At 74.9% G+C, this 14,013-nt stretch carries 13 protein-coding genes; 8 read left to right on the top strand and 5 right to left on the bottom strand.

What is annotated here, in order from left to right; genetic code table 11:
* Positions 1–27: 27 nt before the first annotated feature.
* The gene (locus ACGFX4_RS31380; protein WP_393081532.1) at positions 28–1,401 is read left to right on the top strand and encodes an NAD(P)/FAD-dependent oxidoreductase; all 1,374 of its coding nucleotides are present in this window, start codon (positions 28–30) and stop codon (positions 1,399–1,401) included.
* 6 nt (positions 1,402–1,407) lie between these two features.
* Here ACGFX4_RS31380 and ACGFX4_RS31375 read toward each other — a convergent pair whose 3' ends face one another.
* The 3 genes from ACGFX4_RS31375 to ACGFX4_RS31365 form a co-directional block, all read right to left on the bottom strand.
* Positions 1,408–2,616, bottom strand: a complete 1,209-nt coding sequence (locus ACGFX4_RS31375) for an MFS transporter (RefSeq protein WP_393081529.1) — start codon at positions 2,614–2,616, stop codon at positions 1,408–1,410.
* Between the two features lie 217 nt (positions 2,617–2,833).
* Positions 2,834–4,351 (bottom strand): alkaline phosphatase family protein, encoded by a 1,518-nt coding sequence (locus tag ACGFX4_RS31370; protein WP_393081527.1) that lies wholly within the window; start codon positions 4,349–4,351, stop codon positions 2,834–2,836.
* Positions 4,352–4,468: 117 nt separating this feature from the next.
* Entirely contained in the window at positions 4,469–5,668 is a 1,200-nt protein-coding gene (locus ACGFX4_RS31365; protein WP_393081525.1) for an MFS transporter, read from the bottom strand.
* A gap of 54 nt (positions 5,669–5,722) precedes the next feature.
* On the opposite strand from ACGFX4_RS31365, the gene ACGFX4_RS31360 reads away from it, so the two are divergent.
* The 4 genes from ACGFX4_RS31360 to ACGFX4_RS31345 all read left to right on the top strand — a co-directional run bounded on the left by ACGFX4_RS31360 (position 5,723) and on the right by ACGFX4_RS31345 (position 8,943).
* On the top strand, positions 5,723–6,508 hold the full coding sequence (locus ACGFX4_RS31360) for an AraC family transcriptional regulator (protein ID WP_393081522.1): 786 nt from the start codon (positions 5,723–5,725) through the stop codon (positions 6,506–6,508).
* Between the two features lie 81 nt (positions 6,509–6,589).
* On the top strand, positions 6,590–7,357 hold the full coding sequence (locus ACGFX4_RS31355; RefSeq protein ID WP_393081520.1) for a GntR family transcriptional regulator: 768 nt from the start codon (positions 6,590–6,592) through the stop codon (positions 7,355–7,357).
* An 89-nt stretch (positions 7,358–7,446) separates the two neighbouring features.
* Positions 7,447–8,385, top strand: a complete 939-nt coding sequence (locus ACGFX4_RS31350) for a phosphatase PAP2 family protein (RefSeq protein ID WP_393081518.1) — start codon at positions 7,447–7,449, stop codon at positions 8,383–8,385.
* A 126-nt stretch (positions 8,386–8,511) separates the two neighbouring features.
* The gene (locus ACGFX4_RS31345; protein WP_393081516.1) at positions 8,512–8,943 is read left to right on the top strand and encodes a hypothetical protein; all 432 of its coding nucleotides are present in this window, start codon (positions 8,512–8,514) and stop codon (positions 8,941–8,943) included.
* Between the two features lie 238 nt (positions 8,944–9,181).
* Here the strand turns inward: ACGFX4_RS31345 and ACGFX4_RS31340 are convergent, their stop codons facing one another.
* Complete coding sequence (locus ACGFX4_RS31340) at positions 9,182–9,988, bottom strand: helix-turn-helix domain-containing protein (protein ID WP_393081514.1); 807 nt, start codon at positions 9,986–9,988, stop codon at positions 9,182–9,184.
* 149 nt (positions 9,989–10,137) lie between these two features.
* Between ACGFX4_RS31340 and argG the strand changes: the two genes are divergently transcribed.
* The 3 genes from argG to ACGFX4_RS31325 all read left to right on the top strand — a co-directional run bounded on the left by argG (position 10,138) and on the right by ACGFX4_RS31325 (position 13,544).
* A complete protein-coding gene (gene argG / locus ACGFX4_RS31335) occupies positions 10,138–11,586 on the top strand; it encodes an argininosuccinate synthase (RefSeq protein ID WP_393081512.1) in 1,449 nt (482 codons plus the stop codon).
* A gap of 149 nt (positions 11,587–11,735) precedes the next feature.
* A complete protein-coding gene (locus ACGFX4_RS31330) occupies positions 11,736–12,713 on the top strand; it encodes a HEAT repeat domain-containing protein (RefSeq protein ID WP_393081509.1) in 978 nt (325 codons plus the stop codon).
* 51 nt (positions 12,714–12,764) lie between these two features.
* Positions 12,765–13,544 (top strand): class I SAM-dependent methyltransferase, encoded by a 780-nt coding sequence (locus ACGFX4_RS31325; protein WP_393081507.1) that lies wholly within the window; start codon positions 12,765–12,767, stop codon positions 13,542–13,544.
* Positions 13,545–13,683: 139 nt separating this feature from the next.
* Here the strand turns inward: ACGFX4_RS31325 and ACGFX4_RS31320 are convergent, their stop codons facing one another.
* Positions 13,684–13,977 carry a DUF1330 domain-containing protein gene (locus ACGFX4_RS31320; RefSeq protein WP_393081504.1) on the bottom strand — a complete coding sequence of 98 codons (294 nt, stop codon included), beginning with the start codon at positions 13,975–13,977 and terminating at the stop codon, positions 13,684–13,686.
* Positions 13,978–14,013: the final 36 nt, after the last annotated feature.

The raw sequence follows: 14,013 nt of genomic DNA, 5'->3' as shown, positions 1-14,013 counted from the left end.
GGATGTCGACGGATCGAGGGAGACACCATGGCAGGACACGACCACGCCGTCGTCGCCGGAGCGGGAATCGCCGGACTGCTCACCGCGCGCGTACTCAGCGACACCTACCGGAACGTCAGCATCATCGAACGCGACACCCTGCCCGACGAGGCCGGCGCCCGCCGCGGTGTCCCGCAGAGCCATCACGCCCACGGACTGCTCGCCAAGGGATTCGAGATCCTGGAGGACCTCTTCCCCGGGCTGCGCGAGGACCTGCTCGCCCGCGGCGCGATGGTCCGCGACGCGCAGGCCGACGTCCGCTGGATCAACGACGGCCACCGGATGGCCGCCGGCAGCTCCGACCTGCCCTGCCTGCTGATCAGCCGCCCGGCCCTCGAGCACTACCTGCGCACCCGGGTCGCCGCGCTGCCCGGCGTCGAGATCCGCCAGCACTGCGAGGTCCTCGAACCCGTCGCCGAACGCACCGGCGGGCCCGTCACCGCCGTCCGCCTGCTGCGCGTCAACGCCGAACCCGAACTGCTGCCCAGCGACCTGTTCGTGGACGCCACCGGGCGCGGCAACCGCGGCGAGACCTGGCTGGCCGGCCTCGGCTACGGACCGGCCCCCGAGGAGCGGATCGACTCCGGACTCGTCTACTCCTCCCGCGAGTACCGCCACGTCCCCGGCGACCTGGACGCCGACGCCGTCATCATCGGCGCCCAGGGCAGCAACCCGCGCGGCGGCGTCGCCCTGCGCGCCGAGGGCGACCGCTGGCTGGTCACCCTCTTCGGCCTCGGCGGCAACCACCCGGCCGGCGACCCGGACGGCTACCTCGAGTTCGCCCGCACCCTGCCCGCGCCCGACCTGCACGAGCTGCTGCAGCGGCTGGAGCCCCTCGGCCCGCCCCGCCGGATGCGGATCCCGGTCTCCATCCGGCGCCGGTACGAGCGGCTGACCCGCTTCCCCGAGGGCTACCTGGTGGTCGGCGACGCGCTCTGCCAGTTCAACCCCAGCTACGGGCAGGGCATGACGGTCGCCGCCCGCGAGGCCGCCGCCCTGCGCGACTGCCTCACGGCCGACCCGGGCCCCGGACTCGCCCGCCGTTTCTTCCGGCACGCCGCGAAGATCACCGACGTCCCGTGGGACATGTCCGTCGGCGGCGACCTCCGCTTCCCGTCCGTCCAGGGCCGCCGCACCGCCCGGGTCCGCATCCTGAACGGCTACATCGCCCGGCTGCACCGCGCGGCCGCCGACGATCCCGCCGTGGCCGCCACCTTCCTCGGCGTCGCCAACCTGCGGCGCCCGCCGCAGGCGCTGTTCGCCCCGTCGGTCCTGCGCAGCGTCCTGCGCCGCCGCCCCCAGCTCCCGCCGCCGCCCGCACCGGAGCACCCGGCCGCCACGCCGCTCCGCCCGGCGGCCTGACCGCCGCTACCTCACCTCGGCCTCGCACCGGACGGCGAGCGGTGCCGCGGTGGCCTGTTCCGGCACCGGCCGGGGCTGCCGTGGCTGCCGGGTCGGGCGGGTGGTGGCGGTGAGGGCGGCGAGGACGGGTGCCGCCGCGAGGAGGAAGCAGAGCGCGGCGGGGAGCCGGTCGGCGGCCAGGCCGATGCCGGCGGTGCCGATCGAACCGCCCGCGTTGAAGGCCGCGTTCACCCAGGCCCCGGCCTGGGTCCGCCGGTCGGGGCCGGCCAGCTCGTCGGTGACCAGGTAGGCGGTGGTCAGCGTGGGGGCGACGGACAGGCCGGCGAGGGTGGCGCACAGGGCGAGCAGCGGGACGTTCGCCGCCGCCGCGGCGAGGGCGAGCGCCCCCGCCAGGGTCAGGGTGAGCACGGTGAGCCGGGTCGCCGCCGGCGCGCGCCAGTCGACCGCGCCGAGCGCCAGCCCGCCGACGGCGCTGCCCGCGGCCAGGGCGGCCTCGACCCACGCGGCGTCGGCCGCCTGCCCGTGGCGCCCGGCGAAGACCACGACCAGCAGGCCGAAGGCACCGAGCCCGGCGCCGGCGCCCGCCGCGACGGCGAGCGGCTGCCGGGTGTGCGCCAGCAGCGCGAGGCCGCCGCCGCGCGGGCGCGGGGTGGCGCGGGGTTCGGCGACGCCGCCCCGGACGGACGCGGCGAGCGCGAGCGTCCCGCCGAGCACCAGGACGGCGCCCAGCAGCAGCCCGTACTGGGGCCGGGCGGTGGCGGCGAGCAGCCCGGCGAGCAACGGGCCGCCGACGTACAGGAGTTCCTCGCAGACGGTGTCCAGGCTGTAGGCCCGCTGCCGCAGTGGCCCGTCGCCGAGCAGGTGGCTCCACAGCGCGCGGGTGACCGGCCCGAGCGGCGGGGCGAACACGCCCGCCGCGACGGCGAGTGCGAACAGGACGGCGGCGGGCGTGCCGGGCCGCCAGGTGGCCGCCGCGAAGGCGCACAGCACCAGCGCGTACCCGGCGGCCATCGGTGGCAGCACCCGCCGCGCGCCGTACCGGTCGACCAGACCGCCCCGCACGGGCGTGAGCAGCACAGAGGAGGTGGCGAAGGCGGCCATCACCAGCCCGGCACGGACGTAGGCCCCGCCGCCGGCGACGGCGAGCATCAGCGAGAGCGGGACGGTGCCGTAGGAGAGCCGCCCGACCATGGCGGCGACGAAGACCCGGCGCACGCCGGGAGCACACAGAACAGCGCGATAGGACACGGGAGTTCCTCGAAAAGAACGGCGCGCGGACAGCGCGCCGGTGGACAGGGACGGCGGAGGACCGCACCGCCGGTGGCGGGTGCGGTCGCGGTGCGCGTCTCTAGTCGCGGACGAGGAACATGGCGCCGACTCTAGGGCCTGCCCGGCCGGTGGCGCCACCGGCCGGGCAGGATGCGGGTCGTGGTCAGACGGTGAAGGCGACCTGGTCGACGGTCCAGAAGGCGCTGTTGGTGCCGGTGTAGCGGAACTGGAACTGGACGGTGGAGGTGCCCGCCGGGATGGTGACCGGCAGCTTCTCGAAGGAGTTCAGGTCGCTGCGGTAGGACTTGACCAGCTGCGGGGTGCCGCTGTCGAAGACCACGTACACGTCGCCGGTCTGCGGGCCGTCCACCTTGTAGTTGCCGGCGAACGACAGCACGCCCGAACCGGCGCCGGAGGCCGGGTACTTGGGGCTGACCAGGGTCGAGTCGAACTGGCCGGTGCCGTGCGTCCTGTCGTCCCACTCGTCGGAGTCGGCGACGGCGAAGACGTTGCGGGCGCGGACGTTGGTCTCGCGGGCCTGGCCGAGCTGCGCGGCGGTCCAGAACTCGTCGGTGGCGAAGGCCCAGCCGCGCCACTCGGTGACGCCGCCGCTGGGCATCCGGGAGTTGTCGATGGTCCACCCGGTGGGCGGGGTGTGGGTGAAGCCCTTGACGGTGGTGGCGATGCCGGTCTCGTCGACCCGGGACTGCAGGCTCGGGCGGAGCGCGTCGAAGGCGTCCGGGGTGATCTCGTCGATCGGCTTGCCGTCCAGGCCCCAGGCCGGGTTGATCGCGGCGCCCTCGTGCTTGAGGACGGTCGGCGCGATGTCGACGAGCTTGACGTCCTTGCGGGTCGAACCGGCCGCGTAGCCGGCGCCGTTGGCGACCACGAAGGTCTGCCGCTCGTTGGCGGAGTTGCCGCCGTGGCCGCCCGCGTCGGTGTGGCCGTGGTCGGTGGTGACCAGGATCGTCCAGTCCTCGGAGGCGTACGTGGGACGGGACTTGACGGCGTTGACCACCTGGCCGACCAGGCCGTCGACGGAGTGGATGGCGGCCAGGTACTGGGTGGAGGCGCCGCCGTAGCTGTGGCCGGCCTCGTCGACCTCGTCGAAGTGCAGGAAGGTGGCGTCCGGGTTGCCGTGGGCGAGGTAGTCGGCGGCGTCGGAGGCGGTCTTGACGTCGTTCTCGCTCTCGGCGATCCGGACGTCCGCGGTGCCGTTGAAGACGTTGGCGGTGATCGGGTTCCAGGAGCCGATGACCAGGGTGGAGGTGGCCGGGTCGGCGCTCTCCAGGCGGCTGGCGAAGTCCGGGTAGAGGTCGAAGCGCGAGCCGGCGAAGGTGTTGTCCATGACCTTGTGCTTGTCGGGCCACACGCCGGTGCCGATGGTGGACCAGCCCGGGCCGGACAGGGTGGGCGCCAGCGGGTTGGCGTACAGGTTGCTGGTGGCGGTCGTGCCGCCGGCCATCAGCGCCTTGACGTTGGGCGCGTCGGCGGCGAGCAGCTTGTCGTAGCGGGTGCCGTCGATGCCGATGACCAGCGTCTTCGCCGACTTGGTGCCGTTCGGCAGGCCGTTGTACGGGCCGGTGGCGGCGGACGCGGGGGTGCCGGCGACGGCCGGCAGCAGGGCGGCGGTGACGGCGGCGGCGGCGAGTGCTGTGCGGACGGGACGGGCGATGCGCACGGGGGCTCCCTGGAGGAGTGAACGTCGCGGTGCGGCTTGCACCGGCACCGAGGATGGGCGGCCCGGGCGATGCCGTCCCCTCTCCGAGTCCACGGTTGAGTGAACAACTTCCGAAATTCAGACCAGACCGGTTACCAATTCGTTATCTTCTTCGGGTTGGGCCGGAGCCGCCCCGCGGCCCGGTTCGACCATGAACGCGCCGAGCGCGACGCCCAGCAGCGGCACCGCGGGAAGCAGGGTCAGGACGCCCTGCGGCCCGTGCTGCTGGGCGAGCAGCCCGAACAGCGGGGCGACCAGACCGCCGCCGCTGACGGCCAGCCCGAGGGTCACGCCGGCCGCGGTGCCGGGGCGGGTGGGCAGGTAGTCCTGGCCGAGCTTGACCAGGACGGCGAACGGCAGGTTGAGCATCGCGCCGGCCACCACCGCGAACAGCAGCGGCGCCCACTGGCCCGGCGTCACCCGCAGCAGCACCAGCGCCGGGACGGTGAGGGCGGTGCCCCATCGGGCGGTCCGGACCATGCCGATCCGGTCGGCGAGCCGGCCGCCGCCGAGGGTTCCGGCGACGCCGCCGAGCAGGAAGCAGGTGAGGGCCGCGCCCGCGAGCAGGTGGGAGGCGTGCAGGTGCCGGAGCCAGTACAGCTCGATGAAGGTGCTGACGCCGAAGAACACCACCGAGCGGACGACCTCCACGCCGGTCAGCACCGCGAACGGCCCCCACCGGTCCTTCCCGGTGCGCTTCGCCCCTCCGCCGACGTGCGCGTAGGTCCGGTGCCGGGCGCGGAACAGCACGGCCGCCATCAGCAGGGCCGGCAGGACGAAGACCGCGGTGGCCCGCACGCCCCACCCCGCCAGCAGCGGGGTGGCGAGGACCGGTGCGAGGAAGAACCCGACACTGCCGCCCGCCGCGAACACGCTCATCGCACTGGCCGAGTCCCCTGCGGCCTCCCGGGCGGCCCGCCCGGCGGCCGGGTGGAAGAGCGCCACGCCGAGGCCGGAGAGCAGCACCAGCAGCCACACCAGCGGGTACCCGTCGGCGAGTCCGCTCAGCCCCGCGCCGACCCCGGCCAGGGCTAGGCCCGCGGCGGACAGCCAGGGCAGCGGCCGGCGGTCCACCAGCAGCCCGACCAGGGGCTGCGGAACCGCGCTGCCCAGCGTCGCCGCCAGCGTCAGCCCGCCCGCCGCCACGTACCCGTAGCCGCGTTCGAGGACGAAGTACGGGACCACGGCGGGCGCCAGGCCCTGGTACAGGTCGTCCACGGCGTGCGCCGTGCCCCACATCCGCATCCGGCGCCAGACGCCGGCCGTTTCGCTCGTCATGGGACCAGCCTGGCCGCCGCGTCCCCGTGCGGGCTTCCGGTACTCTGCCAACCCATGTCGCCAACCCGCCAATCCGCCGAGGCCCTTCCCGAGGCCCTTCCCGAGGCGGCGCACCTGAAAGAGGTCGCCCCCAGCCGCCGCCCGCTGGCGGACCGCGAACGGATCGAGTGGCACTGGCACGACGTCAACCAGCTGATCAGCCCGGGCCGGGGCGTGCTGCGGGTCAGCACGCCGCACGGGCAGTGGGTGGTGCCGCCGCACCGGGCGGTGTGGTTGCCCGCAGGTGTGCCGCACGCCCAGCAGGCGCACGGGCCGAGCGAGTTGAGATGCCTGGTGTTCCCCGCCGGGACCAATCCGCTGCGCCTGTCCTCGCCCGCCGTGCTGGCCGTCACTCCGCTGCTGCGCGAGATCATCGCCCACCTCACCGGGCCGGACGCCCCCGCCGGGCGCCCGGCCAGGACCCTGGAGCAGGCGGCGCTGGACCAGCTCGTGCACGCCCCCGAACTCCCGCTGGGCCTTCCGCAGCCCGAGGACCCGCGGCTGCGGGACGTGGCGGCGCTGCTGACCGCGGACCCCGCCGACGACCGGTCGCTGGCCGAGCTGGGACGGGCCGTCGGCGCCGCCGAACGCACCCTCAGCCGACTGTTCCGCCGCGACCTCGGCCTGGGCTTCCCGCAGTGGCGCACCCAGCTGCGGCTCCAGCACGCCCTGGTGCTGCTCGCCGAGGGCCGCTCCGTCACCGGGACCGCGGCCGCCTGCGGCTTCCGGTCACCCAGCGCCTTCATCGAGGCCTTCCGGCACGCCTTCGGCACCACCCCCGGGCGCCACCAGCAGGCGTGATCCGAAAGAGACGGCCTGGTCCGGACCCGTCGGGCCCGGCGCGGCTTTCCCGCTCCGCAGGTCTCGAAATAGGGTGGCGCGGTGAACCACGGCAGCCCCCGGCCACCCGTCGCCCCGGCCCGCTCCGGCGTCCCCGAGCACGGCCGCGTCCCCAAGTACTACCTGGTCAAGACGCAGCTGGAGGACCTGCTCGGCGAGCTCGGCCCCGGCGGCCGGCTGCCCACCGAGATCGAGCTCTCGGCCCGCTACGGCGTGGCCCGGGCGACCCTCCGCCAGGCGCTGCGCGACTTGCTGCTGGAGGGCCGGCTGCGCCGCCTGGGCCGCGGCACCGTGGTCGCCGGAGCCAAGATCGAACAGCCGCTCTCGCTGGCCAGCTACACCGAGGGCGTCACCCGCCAGGGCCTGCGCCCCGGCCGCACCCTGGTCGCCCTGGACCGGCTGCCCGCCGACCCCGGCCTGGCCGGGGCGCTCGGCGTCGAGGAGGGCGAGCCGGTCTGGCACCTGGAGCGGGTGCTGTACGCCGACGAGGAGCGGGTCGGCCTGGAGAGCACCTACGTGGCCGTCGCCCGGGTGCCGAGGCTGGACGGCGACTTCGACCCGGCCGGCTCCTTCTACGCCTACCTGCGCGCCCAGGGGCTGGCGCTCGGCGGTGCCCACGAGCGGATCGAGACCGTGCTCGCCACCCCGCGCGAGGCGCTGCTGATCGGCACCCCGCCCGCGCTGCCGATGCTGCTGCTGCACCGCCGCAGCCGGGACGCCGCCGGGGCCCCGTTCGAGCAGGTCCGGACGCTCTACCGGGGCGACCGGTTCAGCTTCACCCTCGACCTCGGCGCGCCGACCACCGACTGAGCGGGACGACCGGCGCGTCTGAGAATTCTCTGGGTCCGCAGGTGAGTCGCGTAAGGAATGTTCCCAGGTCCCGTTGCTAGCTTGCGGACATGATCGACCTGACCCGCCCGGCGCGGCGCACCCGACCGCGCCCGAGCCCCCGCCTGCTGGCCTGGCCGCTCTTCGCCCTCGCCCTGCTCTGGTACCTGAACACCTACGGCCTGCCGTACCAGAACGACGTGGTGTTCTGCTGGCTGATCGCCGCCCTGGTCGCCGGCTCCGTGCACAGCGGCGGCCGCACCGGCTGGCTGAGCGTGCTGCGCGACTGGATCCCGGTGATGGCGGCCGTCTGGACGTACTCGCTGCTGCGCGGCTACGGCGCCCACACCCCGTGGGCCCCGCACTGGGCGCCCCAGCTCGCCTTCGACACCTTCATCGGCGGCGGCGAGACCTGGACGGTGCGCCTGCAGCACTGGCTGTGGACCCCCGGCAGCCCGCACTGGTACGACTACGCCGCGGTCGCCGTCTACATGTCGCACTTCTTCGCGGTCTTCGTGCTGCTCGCCGTCCTGTGGCGGCGCCGCCGCGAGCGCTTCAAGGGGCTGCTCGCGCTCTACCTCGCGGTCACCTTCGCCGGCTTCGCCACGTACGTGCTCTACCCGGCCGACCCGCCGTGGCTCACCTCCGCCGAGGGCCACCTGCCCGAACTCACCCGGATCGTCTCCGCCGTCCTCGACGTCAGCGGACTGCCCCGGGCCGGCTCGGTCTTCGAGAACGGCAGCCGCTTCGCCAACGACGTCGCCGCGATGCCCTCGCTGCACTCCGCGTACCCGATGATGCTGGCCGTGTTCTTCTGGCCGACCGCCGGCCGCCCGGTCCGCGTGCTGCTCGCCGCGTACCCGCTCGCCATGGCGTTCACCCTGGTCTACGGCGCCGAACACTTCGTCATCGACATCCTCGCGGGCTGGCTGTACGCCGTGGTGCTCTGCTGGGCGCTGCGCCGGTGGCAGGCCCGCCGGGCCCGCGCGCGCCGAGCCGGCGTCGCATGACCTGACAGGTAATCGACCCCCGCGTCCCGCGGCGGCACAGTGGAGTCATGCCCGGCCGGGCAGCCGCGAAAGGCCCCGGCCGAGGCCGTGACCCACACCTTCCCAGCCGCCCGGAGGCGATCCGCGATGTCCGCAACCTCGTTCGCGACCACCAGCTCCACCACCTCCACCGCCGCCGCGTACACCCGGCTGCGCCGCTTCCTGGCCCTCGACGCGGCCGTCACCGGCGGCAACGGCCTGGCCTACCTCGCCGCGTCCGGGCCGCTCGCCGAGCTGCTCGGCGTGGGCCGCGGCCTGCTGCTGGAGGTCGGCGCGTTCCTGCTGGCCTTCGGCCTCGCCGTGGGCGTGCTGGCGGCCCGGCGCCGGCCGCCGGTGCTCGGCGTCAAGCTCGTCGTCGACGCCAACCTGCTGTGGCCGGTGCTGTCGATCGTCGCCCTGGAGGCGTGGCTGTCGCCGAGCACCGCGGGCCTGGTCTGGATCCCGATGCAGGCCCTCACCGTGGCGGGCTTCGCCGCCCTCCAGCTCCACGCCCTCCGGACGGTCCGCGCCACCACCTGAGGGCCACCACCCGACTGCCGCCGCGGGGGGGGGGGGGGGGGGGGGGGGCGGCCGGCGGCGGGCGGCGGGGCGGGGGGGGGGGGGGGCGCGGGGGCGGGGCGCGGGGGGGCGCGGGGGGCGCCGCCCCCCCCCCCCCCCCCCCCCCCCCCCCCCCCCCCCCCCCCCCCCCCCCCCCCCCCCCCCCCCGCCCCGCGCCGCGGCCGGCCCGCCCCCCCCCCCCCCCCCCCCCCCCCCCCCGCTACCGGTCGAGGTCCAGTGCCTGCAGGTACGCCGCGGTCGGCGCGTCGGCCGGCAGGAAGGTCTCCATCGCCAGCTCCGAGACGGTCACGTCCATCGGCGTGTTGAAGGTCGCGATCGTCGACAGGAAGGACAGCACCCGGCCGCCGTGCTCCACCCGCAGCGGCAGCGCGAACGGCGCAGGCCGGGTCGGGTCGTCCGCGCCCGGATCCGTCACCGGGTAGGCGCTCACCTCCTCGTACAGCGCCCGCAGCGGTTCGGAGCGGACCAGCGCCAACTGGCGCTCCATCTGCCGCAGCAGGTGGCCCCGCCACTGCGCCAGGTTCCGGATCCGCGGCGCCATGCCCTCCGGGTGCAGGGTCAGCCGCATCGCGTTGACCGGCGGCGCCAGCAGGTGCTCCGACACGCCCGCCAGCAGCACCCCGAGCGCCCGGTTGGCAGCCACCACCTGGTACGTGCCGTCCACCACCAGCGCCGGGTACGGTTCGTGGGCGGCCAGCAGCCGCTCCATCGCCTCCCGCAGCCCGCGCAGCTCCGGGTCGTCCAGCGGGCGTTCCGGGTAGAGGGGCGCGTAACCGGCGGCGAGCAGCAGCGAGTTCCGCTCCCGCACCGGCACGTCGAGCTGGTCGGCCAGTCTCAGCAGCAGCGCCTGGCTGGGCCGGGCCCGCCCGTTCTCCACGAAGCTGATGTGCCGCGCCGAGGAGTCCGCCCGCAACGCCAGTTCCAGCTGGCTCAGCTGCCGGCGCTCGCGCCAACTGCGCAGCAGCGCACCGGCCTCCGGTCGCGGGGGTGTCGCGGTGATCGTCATGCCGCCATTCTCCCCGCCGCGGTCGGTATCCTCGCCGTACATCCGTCCTTGCCGTCCATCCGTCCTTCCGCCGGGGTTCGGCCGTCCGCCTGTCGGACGTCGGGTGGCCGGGCGTTGCATGGGCATGCTGCATGATGCATACTTTTCCCATGTCCAAGGTTCTCACCTCCCTGCCCACCGGCGAGCGCGTCGGCATCGCCTTCTCCGGCGGACTCGACACCTCCGTCGCGGTCGCCTGGATGCGCGACAAGGGTGCCGTCCCCTGCACCTACACCGCCAACATCGGCCAGTACGACGAGCCCGACATCGACTCGGTGCCCGGCCGCGCGCTGGCGTACGGCGCCGAGGTCGCGCGGCTGGTCGACTGCCGTGCGGCGCTGGTCGAGGAGGGCCTGGCGGCGCTGACCTGCGGCGCGTTCCACATCCGCTCCGGCGGGCGCGCGTACTTCAACACCACGCCGCTCGGCCGCGCGGTGACCGGCACGCTGCTGGTCCGCGCGATGCTCGAGGACAACGTCCAGATCTGGGGCGACGGCTCGACCTTCAAGGGCAACGACATCGAGCGGTTCTACCGCTACGGCCTGCTGGCCAACCCGCACCTGCGGATCTACAAGCCGTGGCTGGACGCCGACTTCGTCACCGAGCTCGGCGGCCGCAAGGAGATGTCGGAGTGGCTGCTCGCCCACGACCTCCCCTACCGCGACAGCACCGAGAAGGCGTACTCCACCGACGCCAACATCTGGGGCGCCACCCACGAGGCGAAGACCCTGGAGCACCTGGACAACGGCGTCGAGATCGTCGACCCGATCATGGGCGTCCGCTTCTGGGACCCGTCGGTCGAGATCGCCACCGAGGACGTCACCATCGGCTTCCGCCAGGGCCGCCCGGTGACCATCAACGGCCGCGAGTTCGCCACCCCGGTCGACCTGGTCATGGAGGCCAACGCGATCGGCGGCCGGCACGGCCTCGGCATGTCCGACCAGATCGAGAACCGGATCATCGAGGCCAAGAGCCGCGGCATCTACGAGGCGCCCGGCATGGCGCTGCTGTTCGCCGCCTACGAGCGCCTGGTCAACGCGATCCACAACGAGGACACCGTCGCCCAGTACCACAACGAGGGCCGCCGCCTCGGCCGCCTGATGTACGAGGGCCGCTGGCTGGACCCGCAGGCGCTGATGATCCGCGAGTCCCTGCAGCGCTGGGTCGGCTCGGCCGTCACCGGCGAGGTGACGCTGCGCCTGCGCCGCGGCGAGGACTACTCGATCATGGACACCACCGGCCCGGCGTTCAGCTACCACCCGGACAAGCTCTCCATGGAGCGCACCGAGGACGCCGCCTTCGGCCCGGTCGACCGGATCGGCCAGCTGACCATGCGCAACCTCGACATCGCCGACTCCCGCGCCAAGCTCGAGCAGTACGCGGGCCTGGGCATCTTCGGCGACACCCGGGACGCCCTGCAGGGCGCGGCCCAGGCCGCCGCGACCGGCCTGATCGGCGCCATGCCGCAGGGCGGCGCCGAGGCCATCGCGGCCGGCTCCACCACCGGCGAGGAGGGCCAGGCCCTCGACCGCGCCGCCATGGAGCTCGGCACCGACTGACGCCCCGCGCACCGACGGCCCCGCCGACCACCGCCGCGCGCCGACCGCCCGAGGTCGCGCGCGTCGACCGACGCGGAGCACACCGACGGCCCCGCCGACCACCCACCCGGTCGGCGGGGCCGTCCGCCGTCCCGGGGCACAATGGCGCCATGAACACCGCGCAGCTCGTCCAACGGGCCCTCACCTCCCCACCGGACGACCGCGACGCACTGCTCCAGGAGGCCGCCGACGACGGCGAGGCCGCCCTGCCCCTGGCGATCGCCCTGACCGCCTCCGCCGACACCGGCGAGCGCGCCACCGGCTGCGACCTCCTCGGCCGCACCGCCGACCTGCACCCCGAGCTGCGCACGGCCGCGACGGCCGCCCTGCTCGCCGCGGCCGCCGGCGAGTCCGACCCGGAGGTGCTGGCCGACCTGGCCCGCGCCCTGGGTTGCACCGAGGACGCACGCGCCACCTCCGTCCTCTGCGCCCTCGCCGCCCACCCGGACGCCGGCGTCCGCCAGGAGACCGCCGTCGCGCTCGGCACCTGCCCGCCCGTCGAACCGGTCGTCGCCGCGCTGATCGCCCTGACCGGGGACGAGGTGCCGGACGTCCGCAACTGGGCCACCTTCACCCTCGGCTTCCAACTCCCGGCGGACGGCCCGGCCATCCGCGCGGCCCTCCGCGGCCGCCTCACCGACCCGCACCAGGAGACCCGCGAGGAGGCCGTCCGCGGCCTGGCCCGCCGCCGCGACCCGGACGCCGTCCCGCTCCTCGCCGAACTGCTGCGGGACGAGGACGGGGCACACACCCTCACCTTCACCGCCGCCCGGATCCTCGGCGACCCCGAACTCCTGCCCGCGCTGCGGCAGTACGACCCCGCCGACCCCGGCGTCACCGAGGCGCTCCGCGCCTGCGACCCGTCCGTCCAGGAGCAACTCCTGTCCGCCGCCTGGCAGGTGCTCACCACCCTCGACCGGATCCGCCCCGACCTGGACGCCGGACTCACCGTGGACCGCTTCGACCAGGGCCTCACCCTCAGTCTGCCGGACGACCTCACCTGCGACGTCGAAGCCCTGCTCGCCCGCGCCGAGCAGGACCCCGACCGGGCCGCCCGGCTGGTCGACACCGACCTCCCGAGGAGCTGACCGACCGTCGGGTTGCTTGTCCGGGCCCTGCGCCGCGGCTAGCGTGACCGGATGGATCACAACGAACGGTTACGGCACGCATCGTCCTTCGGCAGCGCGGCGGTTGCGTACGCGGAGCACCGCCCGGACTACGCGCAGGCCGCGGTGCGCTGGGCCCTCGAACCCGCGCCCGGCCTCCGCGTCCTCGACCTCGGCGCGGGCACCGGCAAGCTGACCGCCACCCTGCTCGCCGCGGGAGCGGAGGTCGTCGCGGTCGAACCCGACCCGGCGATGCTCGCCGAACTGCAGCGCGGACTGCCGGGCGTCCGCGCCCTGCCGGGGAGCGCGGAGACCGTCCCGCTGCCCGACGGATCCGTGGACGCGGTGCTGGCCGGCAACGCCATGCACTGGTTCGACATGGCGGTCGCCGGGCCCGAGATCGCCCGGGTGCTCGCCCCCGGTGGCATCTTCGCGGGCCTGTGGAACGTCCTGGACGACGACGTCGAGTGGGTCGCCGGACTCGCCCGGATCGCCGGTCCCGCCGCCATCGGCCCGCGCGACACGCCCGCCGAGTGGCGTGCCGCCACGGCCGACATGCACCTCCCCAAGGTCGGCACCGACGTCCGCTTCGGCTCCCCGGAGCAGGCCGAGTTCGCGCACGGCCAGCCGCGCACCGCCGACTCCCTCACCGCCACCCTCGCGACCCGCGCCGGCATGCTCGTCATGCCGGACGCGGAGCGGGAGGCCGCGCTCGACCGGATCCGCACCTACCTCGCGAGCCGCCCGGAGACCGCCGACGGCGAGTTCACCCTGCCGATGCGCACCGCCGTCCTCCGGGTCCACCGCCTCTGACCCGCCCCGCCCGACCCCCGCCCGCGCCCCGCCGGCGGGGGTCGGCCCGGGTCAGGCAGCGATGCGGCCGAGCCGGCGGGCCATCAGTTCGACGGTGTCGGTGGGGTCGGTCATGCTCAACGATGGCTGGGCGCGCCGGTCAGTCGATGCCTTCGACGATGCGGAAGTCGCGCTCGAAGCCGTCGGGGAGTGCCGCCAGCGCCTTCCGGTATGCCTCGCTCTCGTATGCCGCGACGGCCTGTTCAAAGCTGTCGAACTCGATCAGAACGACGCGTTGCGTGATTCCGGCCTCGTGGGCGACGACTCGACCGCCACGGGACAGGGTCCGCCCGCCCGCAGCCCGGACAGCCGGGCCCGCCAGCTCGATGTAGGCAGTCAGCCTCTCAGGGTCGGAAATGGCGGGGTAGACACTGGCCCAGTAGCCCTTGGCCATGGAGACCTCCTGTGCTCGGCCGGACACGCAGATCGA

Source organism: Kitasatospora sp. NPDC048365, from assembly GCF_043200835.1.
Lineage (GTDB): Bacteria > Actinomycetota > Actinomycetes > Streptomycetales > Streptomycetaceae > Kitasatospora > Kitasatospora terrestris.
Note: the sequence above shows the minus strand (reverse complement) of the source record. Positions and strands in the feature narration are given on the sequence as shown.

Coding starts and splice junctions, on each gene's coding strand:
- ACGFX4_RS31380 (WP_393081532.1), top strand. CDS start 28: ATGGCAGGACACGACCACGCCGTCGTCGCCGGAGCGGGAATCGCCGGA.
- ACGFX4_RS31365 (WP_393081525.1), bottom strand. CDS start 5,668: ATGACGAGCGAAACGGCCGGCGTCTGGCGCCGGATGCGGATGTGGGGC.
- ACGFX4_RS31360 (WP_393081522.1), top strand. CDS start 5,723: ATGTCGCCAACCCGCCAATCCGCCGAGGCCCTTCCCGAGGCCCTTCCC.
- ACGFX4_RS31350 (WP_393081518.1), top strand. CDS start 7,447: ATGATCGACCTGACCCGCCCGGCGCGGCGCACCCGACCGCGCCCGAGC.
- ACGFX4_RS31345 (WP_393081516.1), top strand. CDS start 8,512: ATGTCCGCAACCTCGTTCGCGACCACCAGCTCCACCACCTCCACCGCC.
- ACGFX4_RS31340 (WP_393081514.1), bottom strand. CDS start 9,988: ATGACGATCACCGCGACACCCCCGCGACCGGAGGCCGGTGCGCTGCTG.
- argG (WP_393081512.1), top strand. CDS start 10,138: ATGTCCAAGGTTCTCACCTCCCTGCCCACCGGCGAGCGCGTCGGCATC.
- ACGFX4_RS31330 (WP_393081509.1), top strand. CDS start 11,736: ATGAACACCGCGCAGCTCGTCCAACGGGCCCTCACCTCCCCACCGGAC.
- ACGFX4_RS31325 (WP_393081507.1), top strand. CDS start 12,765: ATGGATCACAACGAACGGTTACGGCACGCATCGTCCTTCGGCAGCGCG.
- ACGFX4_RS31320 (WP_393081504.1), bottom strand. CDS start 13,977: ATGGCCAAGGGCTACTGGGCCAGTGTCTACCCCGCCATTTCCGACCCT.